Origin of the sequence: Corynebacterium mucifaciens (genome assembly GCF_012396315.1) — a bacterium.
Lineage (GTDB): Bacteria > Actinomycetota > Actinomycetes > Mycobacteriales > Mycobacteriaceae > Corynebacterium > Corynebacterium mucifaciens.
In genome coordinates this window covers 177829-200695 of the sequence record NZ_JAAXPF010000001.1, presented here as the reverse complement: position 1 = coordinate 200695, position 22867 = coordinate 177829, and the positions used below count along the sequence as shown (strand labels likewise).

Annotated in this window: 16 protein-coding genes and 1 pseudogene; 10 read left to right on the top strand and 7 right to left on the bottom strand. The window is 62.1% G+C overall.

Annotated elements, in window-relative coordinates; all coding sequences use genetic code 11:
* Positions 1-11 precede the first annotated feature (11 nt).
* Together HF989_RS01010 and HF989_RS01005 are read right to left on the bottom strand one after the other, a co-directional pair.
* Entirely contained in the window at positions 12-734 is a 723-nt protein-coding gene (locus HF989_RS01010; protein ID WP_168683504.1) for an SCO1664 family protein, read from the bottom strand.
* Positions 731-1279, bottom strand: a complete 549-nt coding sequence (locus HF989_RS01005) for a histidine phosphatase family protein (protein ID WP_210728883.1) — start codon at positions 1277-1279, stop codon at positions 731-733. Before HF989_RS01005 ends, HF989_RS01010 begins: the two co-directional genes overlap by 4 nt.
* A 41-nt stretch (positions 1280-1320) precedes the next feature.
* Between HF989_RS01005 and HF989_RS01000 the strand changes: the two genes are divergently transcribed.
* Positions 1321-2706: a magnesium chelatase ATPase subunit I gene (locus HF989_RS01000; RefSeq protein ID WP_168683502.1), complete on the top strand. Its 1386-nt coding sequence runs from the start codon at positions 1321-1323 to the stop codon at positions 2704-2706.
* Positions 2699-4663 carry a vWA domain-containing protein gene (locus tag HF989_RS00995; RefSeq protein WP_168683501.1) on the top strand — a complete coding sequence of 655 codons (1965 nt, stop codon included), beginning with the start codon at positions 2699-2701 and terminating at the stop codon, positions 4661-4663. The genes HF989_RS01000 and HF989_RS00995 overlap by 8 nt, the downstream gene beginning before the upstream one ends.
* Before the next feature lie 37 nt (positions 4664-4700).
* On the opposite strand, the gene HF989_RS00990 is transcribed toward HF989_RS00995, so the two are convergent.
* From HF989_RS00990 to HF989_RS10865, 3 genes are read right to left on the bottom strand one after another with little or no spacing between them, the layout of a single operon-like run.
* The gene (locus tag HF989_RS00990) at positions 4701-5801 is read right to left on the bottom strand and encodes a Dyp-type peroxidase (RefSeq protein ID WP_168683500.1); all 1101 of its coding nucleotides are present in this window, start codon (positions 5799-5801) and stop codon (positions 4701-4703) included.
* Positions 5802-5841: 40 nt separating this feature from the next.
* Positions 5842-6999, bottom strand: coding sequence for a chromate efflux transporter (chrA, locus tag HF989_RS00985; RefSeq protein WP_168683499.1), 1158 nt, complete (start codon positions 6997-6999; stop codon positions 5842-5844).
* An 11-nt stretch (positions 7000-7010) separates the two neighbouring features.
* Entirely contained in the window at positions 7011-7850 is an 840-nt protein-coding gene (locus tag HF989_RS10865; protein ID WP_168683498.1) for a CPBP family glutamic-type intramembrane protease, read from the bottom strand.
* A 147-nt stretch (positions 7851-7997) separates the two neighbouring features.
* On the opposite strand from HF989_RS10865, the gene HF989_RS00975 reads away from it, so the two are divergent.
* The 3 genes and pseudogenes from HF989_RS00975 to HF989_RS00965 all read left to right on the top strand — a co-directional run bounded on the left by HF989_RS00975 (position 7998) and on the right by HF989_RS00965 (position 10062).
* On the top strand, positions 7998-9056 hold the full coding sequence (locus HF989_RS00975) for an FUSC family protein (RefSeq protein ID WP_168683497.1): 1059 nt from the start codon (positions 7998-8000) through the stop codon (positions 9054-9056).
* A gap of 88 nt (positions 9057-9144) precedes the next feature.
* Positions 9145-9588, top strand: coding sequence for an alternative ribosome rescue aminoacyl-tRNA hydrolase ArfB (gene arfB / locus HF989_RS00970; protein WP_168683496.1), 444 nt, complete (start codon positions 9145-9147; stop codon positions 9586-9588).
* A 163-nt stretch (positions 9589-9751) separates the two neighbouring features.
* Positions 9752-10062 (top strand): annotated as a pseudogene (locus HF989_RS00965) (VOC family protein).
* Positions 10063-10733: 671 nt separating this feature from the next.
* Here HF989_RS00965 and HF989_RS00960 read toward each other — a convergent pair.
* The gene (locus tag HF989_RS00960; protein ID WP_168683495.1) at positions 10734-14399 is read right to left on the bottom strand and encodes a hypothetical protein; all 3666 of its coding nucleotides are present in this window, start codon (positions 14397-14399) and stop codon (positions 10734-10736) included.
* Between the two features lie 674 nt (positions 14400-15073).
* Between HF989_RS00960 and HF989_RS00955 the strand changes: the two genes are divergently transcribed.
* Positions 15074-15325 carry a helix-turn-helix domain-containing protein gene (locus tag HF989_RS00955; protein ID WP_246233726.1) on the top strand — a complete coding sequence of 84 codons (252 nt, stop codon included), beginning with the start codon at positions 15074-15076 and terminating at the stop codon, positions 15323-15325.
* A gap of 533 nt (positions 15326-15858) precedes the next feature.
* On the top strand, positions 15859-16212 hold the full coding sequence (locus HF989_RS10720; RefSeq protein WP_016423158.1) for a type IIL restriction-modification enzyme MmeI: 354 nt from the start codon (positions 15859-15861) through the stop codon (positions 16210-16212).
* 70 nt (positions 16213-16282) lie between these two features.
* On the opposite strand, the gene erm is transcribed toward HF989_RS10720, so the two are convergent.
* Positions 16283-17137 (bottom strand): 23S ribosomal RNA methyltransferase Erm, encoded by an 855-nt coding sequence (gene erm, locus HF989_RS00945; RefSeq protein WP_016456425.1) that lies wholly within the window; start codon positions 17135-17137, stop codon positions 16283-16285.
* A gap of 1839 nt (positions 17138-18976) precedes the next feature.
* On the opposite strand from erm, the gene HF989_RS00940 reads away from it, so the two are divergent.
* The 3 genes from HF989_RS00940 to HF989_RS00930 all read left to right on the top strand — a co-directional run bounded on the left by HF989_RS00940 (position 18977) and on the right by HF989_RS00930 (position 22592).
* Positions 18977-19285, top strand: a complete 309-nt coding sequence (locus HF989_RS00940) for a helix-turn-helix domain-containing protein (RefSeq protein WP_024058948.1) — start codon at positions 18977-18979, stop codon at positions 19283-19285.
* Between the two features lie 171 nt (positions 19286-19456).
* Complete coding sequence (locus HF989_RS00935; protein WP_049181627.1) at positions 19457-19726, top strand: hypothetical protein; 270 nt, start codon at positions 19457-19459, stop codon at positions 19724-19726.
* 1639 nt (positions 19727-21365) lie between these two features.
* A complete protein-coding gene (locus tag HF989_RS00930) occupies positions 21366-22592 on the top strand; it encodes a coiled-coil domain-containing protein (RefSeq protein ID WP_210728882.1) in 1227 nt (408 codons plus the stop codon).
* Positions 22593-22867 lie beyond the last annotated feature (275 nt).

Genomic DNA, 22867 nt, shown 5'->3' with positions numbered 1-22867 from the left:
GCTGCCGGCCACTACACCAGCGGCCAGGGAAACTGGTAGTGCGAGCGCGGCTCCGGCAACCAAGGCAGCCGCACGATCCGCGAGGCCCGCGCGCGCAACGCGGCGACCTCCGGCTCAGTGAGCAGCGAGGCGATCTCGTCCGGCACCGCATCCACGAGGGGCTCGAGCGTATCGACGAGCGCCGCCTCCACCTCCTCGTGGGCAAAATCCCAAATCACGGTGCGCAGCTTCGGGTCCTGGTGGAAGCACAGGCCGTGGTCGATGCCCCACACCTGCTCGTCTGATCCGGTGCCCGGCAGGTTCCCGAGCAGCACATGGCCGGACTTGCGGTCCGTGTTGTTGGCCAACAGGTCGAACACGGCCATGCGCCGGAATTGGGGGTGCAGGTCCGACCGGGTCTCCAGCAACGGAAAGTAGTGGGAGCCGTCGTTGTCGACGTAGGCCTGCAACGACCCGACACCAAATGGCTCCACCTCCCGCACGACGGTTGGCGGCACGATGCCCCAGCCCAACCACTCGCTGAGCAGGTAGGCGGCGCGCTCCCGGCGCCAAAGGCCCGGTTCGAAGTCGTGCAGGGGCTGCTCCCCCGCCTCAGGTTTGAAGATCGCCCAGCAGGTGTCGTCGCCGCGGCTCACCTCCACCAGAAAGGTCGCGTTGGAGGATTCTGTGAGCGCGCCGAGCACGCGGACGTCGCCACGCTCCAACAGCCCCAACACCTCCGGCTTCCCCGTCACAGCTGCACCCTGGTCACCGAGCCGGGGGCCGCCTTCGCCTGCTGGAACTCGTCCAGCGGCTTGCCCGCGTAGTGGGTCAGCGCCACCTTGATGGGGTCCGCGTGGGAGAAGCACACCACAGTCTCACCCGGGTGGCGCCGCGCAATCTCCTCCAGGGCGCCCACCACCCGCGCCTGCATTTCCGCGAAGGATTCGCCGCCGGGGAAGCGGAACTCCGACGGGCGCTGCTGCACCACCTTCCACTCCGGCAACGCAGAGAGCTCCTGCAACGAGGCGCCGGTCCAGGACCCGAAGTCGGCTTCCAGGATGCCGTCGCAAAGCACGGGCTCCAACCCGAACTTTTCGCACAGCGGTGCCGCGGTTTCTCGGGTGCGCTCCAGCGGCGAGCAGTACACGGCGTGGACGTCCGAAAATTGCGCGGCGACCTCCTTGGCCTGCTCGCGCCCCCGCGCAGACAGGTGCAGCCCCGGAGCCCGCCCGGGCAGGACCTTCCCGGTGGTGGGCGTCTCGCCGTGGCGGACGAGGTAGACGTTGGCGTGAACCATGCCGACCATCCTATGTCGGACACTGGCGTACCCTGGCCGGCATGACGCAAGCCCCAGCAATTTCCACCCTCGGCGAGCTCAAGACCGCCGGCTACGTATACAAGACCGTGCGCGAGGAGCTGCGCGACAACCTGCTAGCCAAGCTTAAGGCTGGCGAGAACCCCTGGCCGGGCCTGCACGGCCTCGAGCACACCGTGCTGCCCCAGGTCGAGCGCGCGATCATCGCGGGCCACGACATCGTGCTGCTCGGCGAGCGTGGCCAAGGCAAGACCCGCCTGCTGCGAACCTTGCCGCAGCTCCTCGACGATTACGTGCCCGCCATCGCCGACTCCGAGCTGCGCGAACACCCCCTGCGCCCCATCACGGAGGCAGCGAAGCGCCGCATCGCGGAAGAAGGCGACGCGCTGCCGGTTGTCTGGATCCCGCGCGAGGCCCGCTACTCCGAGAAACTGGCCACCCCGGACACCTCCGTGGCGGACCTCATCGGCGACGTGGACCCGATGCGCGTGGCCGAGGGCCGCCGCCTCGGCGACCCGGAGACCATCCACTACGGCCTCATACCGCGCTCGAACCGCGGCATCGTGGCCATCAACGAGCTGCCCGACCTGGCCGAGCGCATCCAGGTGGCCATGCTCAACGTCATGGAGGAAGCGGACATTCAGATCCGCGGATACATGCTGCGCCTGCCTCTCGACGTCCTCGTGGTCGCCTCCGCCAACCCTGAGGACTACACCAACCGCGGGCGCATCATCACCCCGCTGAAAGACCGCTTCGGCGCCGAGGTGCGCACCCACTACCCCGTCGAGCTGGACGACGAGATCGCGGTGATCCGCCAGGAATCCCAGCTCACTGCCGAGGTGCCGGACGTGGTCATGGAGATCCTCGCCCGCTTCACTAGGGCCCTGCGCGAGTCCGACGCCGTGAACCAGCGCGCCGGCGTGTCGGCCCGCTTCGCCATCGCAGGCGCCGAGACCATCGCCGCTGCAGCCGCGCGCCGTGCCGCAGTACGCGGGGAGGACACCGCCGTGGCCCGCCTAGTGGACGTGGAGGCCGCCGTGGACGTGCTCGGCGGCAAGGTGGAGTTTGAGCACGGCGAAGAAGGCCGCGAGTGGGACATCCTCGAGTACCTGCTGCGCAACGCCGTCGCTCAGGCACTTCGCCCCCGCATTCGTGAGCTCGACTTCACCCCGCTGATCGAGGCGCTCGACGGCACCACCACCATCACCGACGGCGCGAACGTCACCGCCCGCGAGTTCCTCGACGGCCTGCCGGTGCTCGAGGCGCCGCTCTACGACGACATTGCCCGCGCCTTCCACGCCGAGAGCGACGGCGAACGCGCCGCCGCGATCGAGCTCGCAGCAGAGGCGCTGTACTTGACGCAGAAGATCTCGAAGGACTCCGGAGAGGGCGAGACCATCTATGGTTAACCCCCGCTACCTGCACTACCGCAAGTACACCCCGGGCCCGGACCCGCTCGCGCCCCCGCCGGATCTCACCGAGGCGGTGCGTGCCATCGCCGACGACGTCATGTACGGCTATTCCGCCGAGCAGGCCCTGCGCGAGTACCTGCGCAGAGGCACTGAGGGCGCTGAGGGATACGACGAGCTCGCCGCCCGCATCGCCGAGCGGCGTCAGGAACTGCTGCAGAAGGGCAACTTGCAGGGCACGCTGAACGAGGTGCGCAAGCTTCTCGACGACGCCGTGCTCGCCGAGCGCGGGCAGCTCGCCCGCGACGTGGACATGGACGACCTGGACCGCTCCATGCGCGAGATGACGTTGGAGAACCTGCCCGCCTCCCCCGCCGCCGCGGTGACCGAACTCGACGGCTACGACTGGGCATCCAACGAGGCGCGCGAGAAGTACAACCAGATTCGCGACCTGGTTGGCCGGGAGCTGCTGGACCAGCGCTTCGAAGGCATGAAGGGCATGCTGGAAAACGCCACCGCCGAAGACCGGGCCGCCGTTGCCGAGATGCTTCGCGACCTCAACGTGCTGCTGGGCAAGCACCGCGCCGGCATGGCCACCGAGCAGGACTTCACCGAGTTCATGGCCAAGCACGGCGACCAGTTCCCCGAGCAGCCCAGGAACATCGACGAGCTGGTGGAGCTGCTCGCCCAGCGCTCCGCGGCCGCCCAGCGCCTGCTCAACTCGATGACGCCGGAGCAGCGCCAGGAGCTCATGGCGCTATCCGCCCAGGCATTCGGTTCCGAGGAACTGATGAACCTCATGGGCGAGCTGGACGCGAACCTGCGCGGCATCCGCCCCGACCTGGACTGGTACGGGTCCGAATCGTTCGAGGGCGACGGCGACGGCATGGGGCTCGGCGAGGCCACGCGGGCCATGCGCGACCTGGGCCGCCTGGATGAGCTGGCGGAGGCGATGAACGCGGCCCGCCCCGACGTCGACCTCGACGAGGTCGCCGACCTGCTTGGCAAGGACGCGGCAACCAGCGCAAAGGCGCTGCGCGACCTGGAAAGGGCACTGCGCGAATCGGGGATGCTGAAGTCAGACCCCAACTCCGGTACCGGAAAACTGCAGCTGTCCCCCAAAGCCATGCGCCTGCTGGGCAAGGAGCTGCTGCGCGACGTCTCCACGCACCTTTCCTCCCCCGGCGCGCGCGATTCCCGCCTCGCCGGGCGCACCGGCGAACCCACCGGCGGCACCCGCCCCTGGGAGTTCGGCGACACCGCCGCGTGGGACACCACCCGCACCATCACCAACGCGATCCAGCGCACGGCGGCTGCCGGCGAGCGGACCGAAGGCGCGTCGATACGCATCCAGCTCGGCGACATCGAGGTGGTGGAGACCGAGGCGCGCACCCGCAACGCGGTGGCGCTGTTGGTGGACACCAGTTTCTCCATGGCGATGGAGGGCCGCTGGGCGCCGATGAAGCAGACTGCGCTGGCGCTGCACCACCTCATCTCCACCCAGTTCCGCGGCGACGAGCTCACGCTCATCGGGTTTGGGCTGTACGCGCAGACGATGTCCATCGAGGAACTGACAGGTCTGCCGCCGATCCAGGAGAAAGGCACGAACCTCCAGCACGCCCTGCTGCTCGCGGATCAGTTCTTCGCCCGCCACCCCAACCACGAGCCAACCCTGCTGGTGGTTACCGACGGCGAGCCGACGTCCATGATCACCGACTGGGGCCAGCCCTACTTCAACTGGCCCACCGACCGAATCACGCTGGCCAAGACCGTGCAGGCGCTCGACCAGGTGACCAAGCGGGGCGTGAGCCCGACGTTCTTCCGCCTCGGCGACGACCCCGGGCTGGTCAACCTACTGAACGCCATGGCGAGCCGCTCCGGCGGGCGCGTAGTGGCCCCGGACCTCGGCGAGCTCGGCGGCGCGGTGGTCGGCGAGTACCTGCGCGGGTGGTTCTAAGACTGCGGCCTGCGCCGAAGGCGGGTTCGTCGTGAAGCTACTGCTCCCGGCGTAGCGCGCCCTCGTATCGCGCCTGCGCCGCCGTGACGTCCTCCGCGTTGTGGGAAGTGGGTACGTCCGCTCGGTCCGGGAAGACCGCCTTGCCCTGCGGCAGATTGATCGCCGGCTGATTCGGCTGCTCGTCCGCGTCCGGGCGCAGGTGTCGGTGCGCGTAGTCGACGCAGTGGTCCAGGAACACGCGCGGCGGCGCGAAGAAGTTGCAGCCGGTCAGCGCCTCGGAGAAATCCAGGATGCGGTCGTGGTTGCCCTCCGGCTCGCCGATGAACATGCGGCGCAACATCACCTCGGTGATGCGCGGGTCGCGGGCGTAGCTCATGAAGAAGGTGCCCTGCTTGCCCAGCGCGTCGCCGAACGAGAGGTTGTTGCGCACGATCTCCAGCCCGTTGCCGTCCTCGTCTTCTACCTGGTTGACGGCCACGTGGCTGTTCGGCGCCTTCTCATCCAGCTCGATGTCGGAGTGCTTCGTGCGGCCGATGACCTGCTCCTGCTCCTCCACCGTGATGTCGTTCCACGCCTTGAGGTTGTGCACGTACTTCTGCTCGACGATGTAGCTGCCGCCCTCCCAGATGCCGTCGCGGATAATGGCCACCTCGACGCCTTCCTGGCCGCGCGGGCTCTCGGTGCCGTCGACGAAGCCGAGCGGGTCGCGGAAATCCTGGTACTGGAAGGCGTGAACCTCGTCGTGGTAGTCGATGTGGTCCTCCACGATCGCGTTGATGCGGCGGGCGAGCTCGAAGGCGACGTCGAATTCGTCGGACCGGATATGGAAGAACAGGTCGCCCGGCGTGGACGGCGCGTGGTGCTTCACGCCGTGGAGCTCGACGAACTCGTGCAGGTGCTCCGGTTTGTCCAGTGCAAAGAGCCGGTCCCACATTGTCGCGCCGATGCCGGCCACCGCGGTCAAGTGCGCCTTCGGGTACCGGAAGCCCACGCCGTTGGTGAGGCTGGACAGGCTGGAAAGCGCCTCGAGCGCGGCCTCCTCGCCGCCTTCCTTGAAGCCGAGGGTGATAAACAGCGCGTCCCGCGACTGCGGGAGAATCACGGTCTGGGTAACTTCTGCCTGGTTCCTGCTTGTCATGGGGAGTAAGTATTCCCTATCGGCGTGAGTTGCGCCCGCATCACAGCATCACCCACCCGACAAGCGCCGCACCGATCACCACCGCCCACGCCGGGACTTTGAAGCTGCGCAGCGCCACGAACGCCCCCGCCGCCACCGCCATCGTGGCAGGACCGTGGATGCCGGAGGTGAACACCGGCGTGTACAGTGCTGCGGCCAGGATGCCCACCACCGCGGCGTTTGCACCCGCGAGCGCGTGTGCGGCGCGCGGATGGGCGCGCAGCTGGTCCCAAAACGGCAGGACACCAATGACCAGCAGCGCCGCTGGCAGGAAGATCGCCACCGTAGCAAGGGTCGCGCCCCACAGCCAGTGCACCCCCTGCGCCGAGGCGCCCAAGAACGAAGCGAACGTGAACAGGGGGCCGGGCACCGCCTGGGCGGCGCCGTATCCGGCGAGGAAGGCATCGGCGTCAACGAGCCCGGCCGCGACCGTGGCCTGCTCCAGCAGCGGGAGCACCACGTGCCCGCCACCGAAGACGAGCGCGCCGGAGCGGTAGAAGCTGTCGAAGATGCCAAGGCCTGTATTCATGTGCCCCACCAGCGGCAGCAGCGCCAACAGTGCTGCGAACACCCCCAGCGCCGCCAACCCCACGGTGCAGGTTGCTGTGGGGGTGCGGGCGGGGGCCGAAGGGGCGTCGATAGGCGACAATGCGACTGTGGCCGCGACCATGCCCGCGGCGATCGCGCCGACCTGGGCCGCGGGGTGAGGGACGAGGAGCACGATAAGGAACGCCGCGAGCGCGACGGCCGCGCGGAGCCTGTCGGTGACGATGCTTGTCGCCATGCCCATGACCGCCTGCGCGACGACCGCGACCGCCGCTGCCTTGAGCCCCGCGAGCCAACCCGCGTCCGAGATGTCGCCGAGGTGCGCCACCCCGAGCGCGAACGCGACCATGAGCACCACACTCGGCAGCGTGAAGCCCACCCAGGCGGCCAGCATGCCGGCGTACCCGGCGCGCTTGAGCCCGATCGCCATGCCGACTTGGCTCGACGCGGGGCCCGGCATGAACTGACACAGGGCGACGAGGTCGGCGTACGCATCGTCGGTGAGCCACTTTCGCTTCCCGACGAACTCCTCCCGGAAATACCCCAAATGCGCCGTCGGCCCGCCGAACGACGTCAGACCGAGGCGGGTGAATATGTGTAATAACTCAAGCACAAGATGTGATGCTAGCGGGCGACGCCACGCTGAGCAGGTGTCCGAGCGCGACTCGACGCAGCGCGGGGTAGCACTGCAAGCACCACGGCGGAAGCCGCCGCAACAGCCGCAAATGCCGCCACGAGGCCCGCAGCCGAGTTCGGGATTCCCACGGCTTGGACCGAGCCGAAGGTGTTCCACGCCGCGTGCACCGCAACCGCGACCCAGAGACTGTTGAACGCGCACACCAAAAGCGCGTAGAGCAGCGCGTCAAGGAAATAATGGGCGAAGGCGACCGGTGAGCCGTACGCCTGCGGGTGCATCGCCACGAACGGGATCGCGGCGAGCACCGCGCCCACGGCCGGGCGCTTGGTCCACGCCGTGAACGCCTGGAAGAACACGCCGCGAAACGCCATCTCCTCCGCAAGCGCGGCGAGCACAATAACGACGAGCCCCAACGGAAGATCGCTCCGGATATCTCCGATAACTTGATCCCAGGACGCGCCGTAACCGACCACGCCGACCGCGCCCATAACAGCGGCGATGACCACAAACGCCAACGCGTACGCGGCGAACGGCACCCAGGGTTTCGTTCCTGTTCGCGCTGTGAACACCGACGCAACCGGCCTGCACCCGATGAACCGGACCGCGGCGAGCACCGCCAGGATCTCCACAACCACGGAGCCGTACCCGAAGTACTTGTCCGCCGCGCCGCTCGTCGTATCCACTCCTGCGGCTTCGAGGGAAACACCAATCACCGCGACGAACGCGACGGTGAGCACGGCGACCGCGACGATTTCGGCGAGCGGCCTCCACCAGGCGTAGTTGGATTGGTTTCTCGACGCGAACGCATACTCCCCCGCGTGTGACACTGTGACGAAACTCCTTCCCGCGGTTACAACAACCGGGCCATCATATGCCTGACTGTTGATATGTGCATGGGACGATCAGCGCCGCGCCCGCGCTAGACTCTGCCCGCGGACAACCACGAGCACGGATCGCGTATGGGAGGTTCCCGGTTGCACCACTTCAGCCCGCTGTTTGAGATGGGCCCTGCCCGGCGCGACCACATCCCCGCCTTCCGTACCGCCCTCGGCGTTGCGATCCCGATGTTCACGCTGCTCGCGCTGGGCCGCATGGATCTGGCCATCTACGCCAACTTCGGCGCATTTACCGGCGTGTACGGCAGGCACATGACGCGCCGGGTGCGGCTGAAGCACCACGTACTGGCAGGTATCGCACTGACCTCTGCGGTGACCGTGGGCGCGGTCATGGCGTGGCTGGACCTCAGCCCGTGGGCGCTAATGACCGTCACCGCGCTGGTGTCCTCGGTGTGGGCGACCATTGCGCTGGCCGCGGACATGAAACCGACCGGGTCGGTGTTTGTGATCTTCTCCGTGGCTGCCGTCGGGTCCCTCAACGACCCGGTCCACCCGGTGCTCGCCTTCGCCATCCCCGGCACCGCCGCACTGTTGTGTCTCGCGCTTGGCCAGCTCTCCCACCTCATCGGCGAAGGCCCCGGCGGCGATGCGAAGGAACCCGAGCACCCAGCCCGCGCCCCCGGGGCGGGCCGGGTGCCGTGGCGGCGTCTGCGGGTCGAAGCCAGCCGGTTTTTCTTCTCCCCGTTGCTCGCCGGCGTGCTGGGGCTGATTTCCGTGACTATTTTCGACCCGCTGACCCACTCCTACTGGGCCATGGTCGCCGCCGTCGCGCCGCTGGTGAACTCCCGGTTCAAGGTGCAGTATTACCGCGCCATCGAACGCGTCCTGGGCACCCTCACCGGCATCGCGGCGGCAGGCTTTTTGCTGTCCCACCCGATGCAGGGCTGGCAGATCGTCGTGTGGATTGTGATTCTGCAGTACCTCACCGAGATGTACGTGACCCGCAACTACACCATCGCCGCCAGCTTCATCACCCCGACCGCCCTGCTGATGGTGCAGACGGTCGAGGCCTCCCCCGTCTGGCCGATGCTGCTCGCCCGCACCGCGGAGACCGTCATCGGCGCGTTCGCGGCGCTCGTCGTCATCGCATTCGGCTACGTGCGCAAGTACCCCGAGGTCGTGCTGCCGCGGCGCTAGGAGCAGTTGCTTTGCAACGGGCTCCCGCTCTACCGCCCCCCGTCCCACAGGTTCAGCGCATACGACCTGCATACGTAAGGTGGGCGGCATGCACGACTTGACCATTGCACCTGGCCCGGGGATCCCGGGTGGCCTCGTCGTCGCCGCCGCGGATCTGACGGAGCGGTTCGCGAAAGCGTCAGGCCCGGGCGGTCAGGGCGTCAACACGACGGACAGCAAGGTGCAGCTCTCCATCGACATTGCGACGTGCGCATCACTTTCCGACGCCCAACGCCGCCGCGCCCTGCGCAACCTAGAACAGCGCCTGGACGGCACGGTGCTCACCGTCAGCGCGTCGACGCAGCGCTCACAGGTCCGCAACCGCGCCGAGGCGCGAGAACGCATGGCTGCCCTGTTGCGCGAGGCACTCGCCCCGCCACCTCCCCCGCGACGCAAGACGAAGCCGACGCGCGGCTCGGTGCGGCGCCGTCTCGAAGCAAAGAAGCGACGCTCGGAGCTGAAGTCGACGAGGCGCCGGCCCCGGTTGCCGTAACACCGCTCCTGCAGGCTCATCCCAAAGAACCTCAACAGCCGAAAAGCCGTGTCCCCAGCTCAGATGCCTGAGGGGAGAACGAGCGGCGGCTCGGGGCATCCCACGCATCCTCGAAGAAGACAAAGCGAGACGTGGAGTGCGAAGCACGGGTACGGCGCGGACGATGCGTGACTCAACTTTCGCTATCCGCCAGATAACCTTCGACTGCAACGATCCCTCTCGGCTCGCTGAATTCTGGTCCTCCGCGACAGGGTGCGAGATTGTCGCCGACTACGGAGACTTTGTCATGGTCGGCTCCACCCCGGTACTAGGTTTTCAGCGCGTTGCCGACCCCACCTCCGGTAAAAACCGCGTTCACATCGACGGATGTTGGGTGCCACTGAACTCGGCAGTCATGAGGCACCGGGACTCGTTTGGACCGTTATGCAGGATCCAGAAGGCAACGAGTTTTGCGTGGGCAGCCCCGAAGCGTAACTACACGTCGAACTTGAACTCGACGGCGTGTCGGCGCAAAGAAACCTTTTCATTCGTGAATAGCAGCTAAAACCACCACGCCCGGCTATGTGCGGCAAAGGTAGGGGTGGCGCTGCCACCGGCGTATCATCGCCGGCCACCTCATCGCCCACGGTGACGAGGTTGGCCACATTATGGGCCTGGGTGCAGCCGGGGCGAAGGTGAGCGAGGCAACGCTCAACGACGGCGCAGTCATCGGCAACGATCTCCTCGTGCGCTACCCCGAGCGGGGCTAGCGCGTACACCAGAGGCCAGGGGGTGCGGAAACTCGGACTACGACTCAGTCAGCCACGGCATCCTCCTCGGCCTGACCTCAGGCGCGACCTACGCCTTGTATTCATGGAGCGCCCGCCACCTTATGAGCAGCAGCATCGGAGGCACACCAGCGGATAGCACGCTCAAACGAGCTTTAGGTTAGGAAATCTGAACCGCTCAATCTAAGAAGACCACCGGTAGCCCTGGTAGTGCCCCAAAGCGGCGAATCGAAAACCGTGCTACCGACTTGCCACGGCCCTAGACGTTGAACTTGAAGTCCACCACATTCCATATCCTTATAACGTCTCGAGCGATGTGCATACATACTCCAGTTCACCGTGTCCTGCAAACTCGCTGTGTGACGCGATTTATGTCGCTCAGTGCAGCCCACGCCGGAAACGTTCTGCGTCCTCCTCGTTCCATCGTGCGTCGTTTTCGTACGAGACAGCGATTCTCCTAAACAAAGCAGCCACTCGAGGCGCGATGTCGGCGAATGCTTGGGCCTTGACTCGATAGTCCGCAGCAAGCCTGAGCTCTTGCTCGCCGCCGTCTTCCAAGCCGCGACTAGTAACTCCACGACTATTATAGATATAGAGGTACAAGCCGGTCTCAATCTGGTCAAGCTGCACTTCTTCAATGAGATCCCGCACGACGTTGCCCGGCCAGGTGCCGTCAGCGTCTGGTGGGGTGTGGCCGAGAACCTGGCCAATCTGCTGCAGGCCGACCTCGGTCCGGCCTCGTTCAGCCAGGAGCTCCATAGCTCGATCAAGCCAGGCTCGAAGCACCTCGGCATTCATGACGCCATCGACGAGGCCGGGCGGTGTGTCCCATGCATTGAGTAAGCGGTACGCATTGGTTGCCAGGGAAGCGTCGTGTTGTTCTTCGCCAGCCGGGTCCTCGGCGCCTTCTTCGTCCTCACCGCTCGGCCGGGCACGGTAAACAGTGCACACGATCTCGACGAATTTTGCCGGGTCGGCAGCTAAACTTTCGGATAGCGCTTGGACTCTCGCGTCATAGCCGAGCGCCGGAAGGTACGACCACTGTAGTCGAACAAGGCAGCCAGGCTCAAGGTGCTCGCGCATAGCTTCGAGGTAAGCGAATAGCCGCTGAAAATCATAGGACGATAGATCACGAGCAGCGGCAGATGGAGTTTGATCTGCCAGGAGCCCGTCCAGTGCTCGCACAATGAGTTTCGCTACCTGGGGACGCGGACCGTCCTTGTCGATGTGGGTGTACATGCTCATGAGATGTACAACGTCGGCGTGGCGGCCAACTTGGATCAAGTGCTCAGCAATTTCGTCGATCTTGTCAATGTTTCGCCCTAAGCCGATTGTCTGGAATGCCCTCCAGTACCGGGCCTCAAGATCCGGGTCCGTATCAACCAGAGCCCATACCTCCGCGAGGTTGTCGCGCGCGACAAGCAGGAGTCGAACACGTTGATCGACCGTAAGATCGCTCTGTTCAAGGAAGTCTGTGATCAGAGCGAAACCTTCTAGGGAATAGCGAGTCGAGAAATACGACATCGCGGTGCTGGCGAGATCCTGGTCGGCAGACGTCAACCAACCGAGCAACTCATCATCGTGCGACGAGCCGATTTTCGCCAAGGCGATACCAACGGCCCCCGGCACCGACGCGTCTCGTGCCAGTCTCGTGATGGCGTCAAAACCGCCCTCGGCCTCGATCTCCTCTACGGCTTGGACGCGTCGGCGCCCGAGCTCACGTTCAAAGGCTTCATAATCATCTTGTTTGTGAGCGCCGATATACGGAGTCCATGATTGAAAGAGCCCGATCAGTCGGACATACGCAGACCTCGGCTGGTAGCGCGCTGCCAGTGCGTCGAGCTTGCCGAGTTCCTCGTCGGGAAGTGTCCAGGCAGCATCCGGAAACTCGCGATGACGGCCGATGAGGTCCACCAGGGTTCGCCACACCGCTTCTCGAAAGTCAGCCGTAAACTGCGGCTGGTCGGCCATCGATTCGAGAGCATCCACCACTCGCGCTCGGTCTGCTGGTGGTAACTCTGCCGTGTGAGAAAGGATCGTTGACCAGCGCTGTGCATCCTGACCAGCATCTTCGATGCAACGCTCTACCGCAGCGGTCGTAATCTTCCAGAATTCGCCGTATGTCACAGATAGTTTGTCCGGCCTCCAAGTTCGGAACGCAGGTGTACTAATCGGGAAATGTGTCCCGTGCCCCTCAGGAAGCATGCTGCACTCCAACTTCCAGGCGACGCCAGGGCGTCTTCGGCGCAACGTGTCGAGGACAATAAGTCGCCGGTCAGGATCGACAGAGCTATCTGGATGCCACGGGCGGAATATTGCAGCCAAAGAGGCCGCGGGACGGTTAGCCAGCCGACCACCCGGATCGATCTCGTCAAGGCGTGCCAGGAGATCGACAGCACGTCCGAAATGATCAGAGGACCAGGACACGCACTCGAGCGCCCACAGCAGATTGCTGTGGGGAGTTCCGCCCGAGAAGATTCCCGATTCGTCGGCGTCCTGGAACATGGTGGCCAATAGAGGGGCATCGCCCGCTGTTGCTGCACTGACCGCATCGAGGAAAGCGTCCGGCCCGGCCTCAGCGAGGAGAGGCAAGATGTCAGCTAGTGATTGCCACGCTCGCCCGGTATCATCTGTCGACGCCCATTCGAGTAGCTTCCCAACCAGATAGTTTGCGAAGTCTGACCCTGATACTCCCCCCGACAAGACGACAGTTTCGCCGTACATTCCCAATAGAGCGAGCGACTGAGCGAGGCCGCGGCGGAGGTCACCGGAGTAGCGACGGGTTTTGCCATCAATCGATGCTCTCCACCGTTGATCCCGCGGTAGGTCGAGGGCCGGATCGTCCTCTGCAAAGACCCTCTCGACGATGGTCTCGAACCGCTTCATGTCATCGTGAGTCAGCTTCTGCACCAACAGCATCCAAGCATCCACCGGTGAGACAAGATGCCAAGCTTCGCCAGTGCGGATTACCAGAGGATCGGTAGGATTGTCGGCTATTCCTGTGACCGCCTCTCTAAACGACTCGTAGTCGGTTCCCGTGAGCGCCTCGAGGATCGAACGATCCCCTTCTGCATCGTCTCCCCAGGAGCCAACCAACAGGATTGATCGGAAGTTTCGGGACGGACTCGCATCAGCCCAGGTCGGTCGATGCAGGACGGCCTTTAAAGCCAAGTTTCGCCGCAGACCGGTCAAGCTTCGCCGTGCGAGCCTACCGAGCTCATCGGCCCTATCTCTATCTGTGACTCCGGCGCTCGTCAGCGCGACTGCTGCCTCAGCAGCATCCAACGCTGGAAGTGTGACGTCGGCACCTTCGTTGGAGACAACCGGCACACAAAAGTTGTGCACAGTACCTGCGGGGATCTCGCTTGCCAACTCGGGCGTGCGAGGGACCAAGACGAGCGGTTGGGACGAGGTTGTCAACTGCCTCCACGTGGATATGTCGTCGACGAATGCGAGCCGTGCGAGCATCTGGCCGCTGCCCTGGTCATCAAGGTTGACGGCGATTGCAGCGATGAAGGCACATACTTCCTCCATCGAGGCGCCAGCAATCGTAGTGACGGAGCCGGATGAACCAAGCCGGTCTTCAAGATCCTTGACAGCGTCAGTTCGACCGGCGAGCACAACTTTCGGTATCAATGTCGGATTCGTTTGTGCTGCCCAATCTCGCCACCAGGTCAGACCGGTGCGAAGGCCGTATGGAGAAAGCCCCAGTTCTTCCGACAGCCACGCCCATGTAATTGGGGCGGCCTCAAGCCAGGTCTCGATATCATCAAGCCCGAAAGCCTTGACGTCTCTCCAGACCTGGTCGTTTCGCTTATTTGTAGCCCACTTGTCCCGTGCTGTCCAAGTGCGCAGGATCACTTCGATATAGGTGCATTCAGCAGTCCGTGTGCCGTCTGGAGTGTCTGTTCGCTTAGAATAGTCCTCATCGGCCTTCTTGTTAGGTCTGGAATTAACCGACAGCTCCCATACCGACAAACCATCTGGAGTCCAAGCCGTCGCTTCGGTTGCCCGAACAGAACCGTCCCAATCGCCTGCTGCCACACCGTCGCCTGCGGGCATCCCTAGCTGGACCAACCCCGGTGTCGTTTCAAGGATGAGACGACGAACCAGACGCGGGAGTTCAGACTCCGAATTACGAGTGTCGGCCCAGTTCTTCAGCTTACTTCGGTCAATGTAGCCTGCTCTAGTCCTCACGGGATACGCCTCCAGTCGCGCAAGTTACTCCCCATAAACTAGGTCGCTCCAGATCCAGCTTGAGAGAGTTTAATGGATAAACGATTCCTCATACCTGAACGCGCAGCCCCAAATTGATCAATATTAGAAGAGTAATTACGGCAGCGCACTATATGTTGAACTGGACCACCGCGTTTCACATAACTATAACTTCACAGCGCTCAGTCACGCTCTGGGCCGCCCATCCGTGTTATTCTGGCGTCACGTTGTGCTGGTGTGACTATCCTTCATCTACAGCATGATGGGAGTAATTGCCTGGGGCGTCATTGGATTGGACGTCTGGCAACAATGGTCGCCGCTGGCCCGCGCGACGGAACGGGCTCGCCGAACACGCCTGAGGGGATGGGCCCCGGGCCGGAGCGCCGATTGGCTCCGGTAGCGCCTTCTTGACGGAAGGAGAAACGCTACCGGGAGTTTCCATGGGCGCATTCGCCTTACCGTCACTAGAAGACGAGAAAACACTTCTTAGTCTGCAGGATGCGGTGGCCGAAGGTTTCGGCGGCTACTCCACCCTCCGCAAGTACATCTACGAGGGGTATCTGCGCGCCAGCAGAATCGGTGGGCGCATCAAGATCGAGAGGGCTGACCTCGAGGCCCTCAAACGCCCCACCGGCCACCAGCCGACACTTGAGGATATCGAGTCGGCCGTGAGCCGCATCACCGCCGCTGCTCCCCCGCTGAATGATCAGCAGATCCACCGTCTCGCTCGGCTCCTGGGCGGCGGCCAGCAATGAGCACAAATAAAAACCCCGCCAGCCTGGGTGAACTGCTCCCCATTAGTTGGACTGAGAAATCAGCTACCGACTAGTGGGGAGCAGTTTTCATTGAGAGCACGAAGTTCGCTGAGCGAATATCAGCGCGAGCAGCTGGTGGAGAAGCGTCATAAACGCCCGGCGTTACACGTTAAATTTGAACTCGACGGAGTGTCGTCGATAAATAACCATTTGATGCGCGCGTGCGGAATTAACAACGAAATACCGCTAAAACAGACAACATATGGGGTGCACAGAAACACATATAAGTTCTGCGGAAAACCTATAGGGTGCGTCGCTAAAAACCGCTGTGCGCGAAAAACATAAAGGGTTTACGGACCCGGTCCCAGACCCCTCAATACTCTGAGCCGGAAGAATGGAAAGTGGAAGGTTGATGTATCCCCACTATCTATTTTTTCCGTTTTTCGGAGTACATCGGGAGCTACAACTGCGGACCAGCTCTGTGTGAACTAGATGAGAAGGCGCAGCAGCGAATCATCGACGCTGGACAGTTGGTGCTGCGGGCACGCGAGCGGCACCCCCAGCGGTCACTCGCGGAGCACTACAACCCGTTATCGATGGACCCAATTCTGCTCAAGGCCCACAACAACTTGGACCGGGAAGTCGATAAGGCTTTCGATGTGGCACGCAAACTCACCAACGAGCGCCAGCGCCAGGAGCTACTGTTCGCCAGCTACGGGGAGTTGGCGAGGGGCTATGTCTCCTCGCTTTCATCAAAATCGAAACCACCAGCAGGGTCGTTCCCCGTGCGGGTGATTTTGATCGGTCCCGCTGCTGGGTGTAGAACCCTGTCGCTGGCAACGCCGGGAACTATGACTGTGCCCGACGAGAACACGTCACTGCCATAACGCGGCTCACGGTAGACGAACATGGGTCGTTCACTACTACTGGTGGATTTCGGTTTTGGTGGTGGGGGGATTACCGCCGCCGGCCTCGATTTTTCCGTTGAGGAGGGCGTTGACTACTTCCCGATTGTGAAATGGGCCGATGGCGCGGTGAAGAGGAACCAGTCACCTGGAAGAGATCGATCCAGTCGCTGGTGTGCAATCTGGGAGGTAGGGTTGCGGGGTCGATTCCTCGCGAGCGCAACCATGATTGTGTCTCTGAACGTGATGAAAACAACCCTGCCCTTCGGAGAATTTCCCCTATCCCGCGTCCCCGGGCGGTGAAAACGGTGTGCACCATCGCCTGAAAGGCTTTGCGTTGCTCTATCGGGATCTTCGGGTCACCCACCCGGCGGATCACTAAGATCCCCCCGTCAACGTTTGGCTGTGGCCGGAAAGCAGACCTTGGTACTCGGGAACCAAGGTGAAACGTGAACCATGGGGACCACTGAGCTGTCATCATCGTGCTTGCACCTACCCCGGCCCGGCGGCGAGCGACTTCCCACTGCATGAGGAGTACAGCGGCAGTCCATGCCGGCGCATGCAACAACTTTCGAAGAATGGCAGTGGTGAGGTGAAAGGGAATGTTTCCCACAATGACGCAGGGAGTGGCGGGTAACGGGAAGTTGAGGAAATCATCATGGACCACTTCGACCGACGCCGAGGCGGTCTTTTTTGTGAGTTTGGCAGCTAGTTTTGCGTCTACCTCAACTGCCGTTATTGCCCTCCCCAAGTGGGATATCGGGTGAGTGAGGGCACCGCTTCCTGGCCCGATCTCAATGATGGGGCCGGAGGTTTGTTTTACAAGATCGACGATGGAGTTGATGATCTTGTGGTCTGTGAGAAAATTTTGGCCATGTTCGTGACGGCCGTATCCGTATGTAGACATCAGGTGTGCTCCGTGGAGTTGAAACGGAGCCGGGCATGGCAAATGGCCGCCCGGCTAAAGGACCGGAGCGGTTTCTAACCTGCGGGAGGGAGAAAACCGCCTTAGCGGCTGGTGAGCGGCCGCATGAAAACGGAACCTGAAATCAACATGGGCCTATCGTATCCAATTAATTTCGCAGGGTCCAATACGGTGAGAAAGAAGACAACCGCACCGCAACAGTGCAAGACCTCTCTGGATTGGAATTTAATTGAACATGGGTTTGGGGTACGACGCGCCCTACTCGGAGTGGCACGGACACTACGGCTGCGCGCCCACACACAACAGTAAAGAGCTCGGCAATGCACAGACACGTAACGAGAGCGCCACAAATGTATGTACGTTTAAGTTACAGCATCGACACTGACGCTCCACATGGAGGGACGGCCGCAGCCCTGCAGCAAGTACACGGCAGGGTGTCTGCTTCGGGCGACGTGAAATTACGCAGAAAAATACGAAACACATCACCGCAGGTCACGGTAGGTATTTGCGGGTCATTTCGTAATCTCGTAAACGAAAAGAACAAAACTACGAAACACAAAAACATACGTTGAGCAGCGTAAATGGTTTTCGTTTCGTAATTTTTCCACTTTTTGAAGAAAATCTAAAAAAGAAGAGACACCTTGATTGCGATTGTGTCCCGTGTCACATAGCTGCAACCCCTGCAGCGTGCCCTCAACGAGGACGCCCTGTGTCGTAGACATGTGCCTGCAATGCGTGTCTGTGTCTCTCTCTTAAAAGGTTTGGGTCGAAATACCGCAAAATTACGAAACACCGCCGAAATGTGACGTGTCTATGCAGGTCACAGCGTTATCGCGTGTTTCGTAGTTTTGTTCTTTTCGTTTGCGGAAATCACGAAACCGCAGGTAGAGCGTTTCGTAATTTTTTCGTATTTTGATCGGCAAATTACGAAACGAGGTCAAAACTACGAAACGAGCGCGCTACAGACGTGTCACAGGTCATAAAAAGGCGCGCCCCTTGCGTGTCACCGTGACGCAGCATCCCGGCCGTGTCACATAGCTACAACCCCTGCAGCGTGCCCTCAATGAGGACGGTCTATGTCGTAGACATGTGCCCGTAATGTGTGTCTGTGTCTCTCCCTTAAAAGGTTTGGGTCGAAATGCCGCAAAATTACGAAACATCCCCGAAATGTGACGTGTCTGTGCAGGTCACAGCGTTATCGCGTGTTTCGTAATTTGGTTTTCCGATTTTCGTAGTTCTACGAAACCGCAGGTAGAGCGTTTCGTAATTTTTTCGTATTTTGATCGGCAAATTACGAAACGAGGTCAAAACTACGAAACGAGCACACTATAGACGTGTCACAGGTCACAAAAAGGCGCGCCCCTTGCGTGTCACCATGCCGCCACACAACAGCTGCCCCACCACAACACCCCAGCCGTGCCACGTGGCGTGTAGAAACGTGCTCGGTTCGATTCGTAAAGATTAGGTCGCAGGCTATTGTGCGCGACGCATAAGTTCCGTACGATGGCCCCCAGACCGTATGTGGCGTTTTAATTCGTTTTTGGTTTAGCCAGCCGCATACGGGGGATAACCCCGAGGATAATTCATAAAGAGACAGCCTCTCGACCGTGATAGGCGCGGTTCCTCCGACGAGATAGACCGGTCGGCAACGGCATTGCCAACCACAAAAGCGGTCAGGTAGGGAGTAAGCGCTCCCGTAAAGCGATGGGACGGCAGACCACCGTTCTAGCGAGTTGAGCACGGCACTCCAAGCCGCCTGAATAGCAAGCCGGTAAAGCACCCCGCTCCGGGACAGATCAATCTGCCCAGGAGCGTTTTTCTATGTCCGAAAAGGACACGACTACCGCCGTCGCGCCACGCTTTTACACGCTGCAGGAACTCGCCGATCTCGGCGTCGGCTCCGAGTCCACGTTGCGAAAAGCTATTAAAGAGGGCCGTCTTTCATTCCACCGTTTCGGCACCGCCTATCGGATTCGCCAAGACGATCTCGACGCCTACCTCGCGGCCGCACGCCGCCCTGCCCCGCAGCTATTCGACGGCTTCGTCGATGCCGTCGTGAATGCAGCGCCCCAACTGACAGATGAGCAGCGCCAGCAGCTCGTCACGGTGCTGGGCGGTGTGAAGCACTAATGCGGACAAACCCGCCTACGACGAGATCCCGCCGCTTAGCTCAGCTAGTCAGGCTGGGTCTTGAACTGAGTGCGAGGGCTGATGGGTGATGGCCGTGCTACTACACACGCGCGCTCCACCGTCGTGCCCCGAGTCCAAATAAACAGTTCATTCAACCAAGGAGAACAAACCATGTCTTTCAGAGACGATTACGCAGCAGCGCTGCGCGATGAGCAGCAAGCAAAAGATACCGTGAACGAGGCGCGCCGTGCACACAAAGCGACAAAGGAGCGCCTTGCGCAGTTGCGCAAGTATGCCGAAGAGTTCGAGGTGAATCTCGACGGTGACAAGTCCGCCAGCACCGAAGGGGACAGCGATACACCTGAGAACGGTGACGGCGACACGCCTGAGAGCACCGAGGGCAGTAAGCCGAAGCGGCATCTAGAAGTTGTACCCGACTAACCCTTTAGCCGTACACGCAATCACCTCATGTGTGTACGGCCACGCGGCGTGACGACGTACAGCCGTCACGTTTGATGTCGCCACACACCCCGCTCGCAAGGGCGGGGTTTTCGCGTGTGTGCGGGTGGCTGCGGCACCGCTACACGTGACACTGTCACGATGCTTGCGCCGGTATCGGCGACGGGGCATATAAGCACCTGCCCCGTCGCCTGGATCATCCGCCACATGGCTGGCGGTATGTCGCGCTGCTGTGATGCGCGGCCGCAGCAGGCATGGTGTCGTGCGCGACGAGATATGCCGGTAGCTGTGGCCGTGGGTGCAGCAAAGACAGCAGCGTGGACAGAGCAGATTTCAGCAGCTGTGCTGCTGAAGTTGTGACCGCGACGGCAAGTGATATGCGGCGGACGCCGCATACTGCCGCGTCGTGAGATACGCCAATATCCATCACGGCAGGCTTGCCGTGATGGAGCGTTTCGTGATGACCCAAACACGACACATCGATGCTGGCATATCCGAATACATATCGACGGGATATATCGGATTGCCAGCAGTGTCGTGACGTAAAGCATGGGTCATCACACAAGGTGCAGCGCCAGCTGCACTATTGGGCACCTTGACCGGAGCGCAGCGGAGGGAAAGGTAGACCCAGCCAGACCGAGCGAGCGAGGTCTGAGTCTGGGGCTGTAAGGGGCGGCGCGTCAGCGCCGGGCACCGGGTTATGCGAGCGCCAGCGAGCAGTAATACCCGGTGCAGTGCCTCGGCTATGCCGAGCGCCGGAGCGCAGCGGAGGCGTCGCACCCCCTTATGCCCTTTTCCCCCTTCTACCCCTATAACGACAAACATATAGGGGTTTTGACACAGAAGGGGGCTGCGACCTGCGTGTTTCGGGTTGTAACGTGGTCTTCGACCCTTACCCGAAACGGCCCGTTGATGCGCGAAGCGCACATGGTGCCTACGCAAAACCTGCAGGTCGCCTCGCTGTGCGCACCACATGTGGCTACGTCCGTTGTATGTCGGTCTTAAAGTAAGGGCCGATGACGGGTGGAAACGCCGCTTGCGGCGTCTTCCCGCGTCATCGAGACACCTGCAGCGAGCCTGCGAGCAAAAGGTGTCTAACCGCACGGCAAGACCGACATCGTTTACGTGGTGCGCACAGCCACACCCTGCACTCTGGCACCGCCGTCAGGCGGTCATTGCAGGGTGGTGAAAATCCCGCAGCGAGCTATCCGCCACAAGGCGGTGTTGATGCTGCTGCGGGGGTCAACGACACGGGCTGAGTAACACACTCCATATCGGCCCGTGCCACAAGCACACTATCGGTGCAGACGCATCACGCTCGCGGCGGACATATGCGCGCAAGCGCATGTAATGAGCACCGCCAGCGACGTGTGTTTCGCGAGCGCCCGCTCGCAGCAGATCCAGCGGCAGCTGCTGACACAGATACATAGCGCCGCGACTCGATTGGTTCATCTTTGTGGCAGCGGCTGTACGGCCCTGTGGCGGCCGTAGACGCCTCGGATGGACGGAGTGCGCGTGCAGAAGAACAGTTTCGAGACGTCGCTGTTCGTCGTGTATCTGCCGAAGTCGATGTGCAAGGAGATCCCCGACTACTACACCAGTGAGGGGGGACGGGCGCGAAGTGAAACGTCCGCGCTATGTCGCCCGCGACTACGAAGAAGCAAAGAAGTACCCCGAAGAGTCAATGCGCTGGCTTGCAGAAAACTTCATCCCCGGCGGTATCGACGCAGTCGCTGGCGGTGATATGAACTTTGACGAATCAACGCCACACATCCAGTTCCAGGCGGATACGTTCTCACCGAAGCCCGAAGATCCCGACAAGCTCCGTTGCCGCCCCGGCATCGCGTACAACACTGACACCTCAGTGCGGTACACATCCGGCCCGAAGAAGGGCAAGCAGATCTCGGGTAACCAGAAGTTCATCGACGCGCAACGGGGCCTGCGCGAACACATGCACTCGCTCGGCTATCCGGTGGAACTAGAAGTCTCCGAACGTCATGACGAGTCACTCAACCTCGACCGCTACACCGAGCAACAAGACCGGGAGCGCGATCTCGCCAAGCGCGAGGATGATGTGGAAGTCAAGAAGCGATCCGTGCAGCGCGACATGGACGCAATTGATCGTGACCGCGAGCAGGCTGCTAAGGAACTTGAACAGGCGCAAGAAGCCCGCGAAGCAGCCCAGCGCGTACAGGAGAATGCTGAAGCACAGGCTCGCGAGGTTGCCGAGCGTGTGCTCAAGGAAGCACGCGAGAAGGCCGAGCAAGAAGCCGAAGAGATCCGCAGCGAAGCACGCAAGGATGCTGAGCAGGAGTTGGGCCTGGCCGAAGCGCAAGCAGACGAGCTGCTCGAACGAGCCGAAGAGACTGCGCGGGCCAAGGCGGGCGATATTACAGCCGCAGCTCGCAGCGAAGCAGAGACGATCACTCGCAAGACCGACGAGGCCCGTAAGCAGGCTGAGCGCGACGCCGAGACGATCCGCAGCAAAGCACGAGATGAGGCCACGAGCATCCGCGACGAGGCCACACGCGACGCTGCAGTAACGCGCAAGGATGCCCGCGATGAGGCTGATCAGATCCGCCGCAACGCGCACACGGACGCCGAAGATGAAGCCGCCATCATCATCGAAGAAGCGGTGAAGTCAGGACAACAGTTGGAGCACTTGGATAAGAAGTTCCTGGTGCAAGAACTGCATCGCAGCCCAGAGTTGCTTGAGCGTTACACGCTGTTCAGGCAGTCGCAGACCTCAGGCAAGAAGGGCGGGGCGCAGCAGCGTGCACGCGAGCGCATCGAGAAGCGCCGCCAGCAGCAACAGCAGCGTGATCGTGATGGCGGTATGGAGTTGTAGCACTGCTCTCCCCTGCCCTGTACGGCCTTCTGCGGGCCTAACAGGGGGCCGTCGGCGTCGTAGGTCATTGGCGGCGGGTAAACGGCTGATATTCAGCGAAAATCGAAGAAATCTCGGCTAGGCGGGGCCGGTGTCACTACGTTGCGCAGTGAATTGGCCTGTTGAGTGGCGGAGATAGTGCGCAGCACGTCGGTGTGTACGACGGGGCATGTGCTGCGCAGAAGAGATGTCCGTAGAAGGGCCGACAGAATGTCGTTGTCATTCTGTTGCGTAGT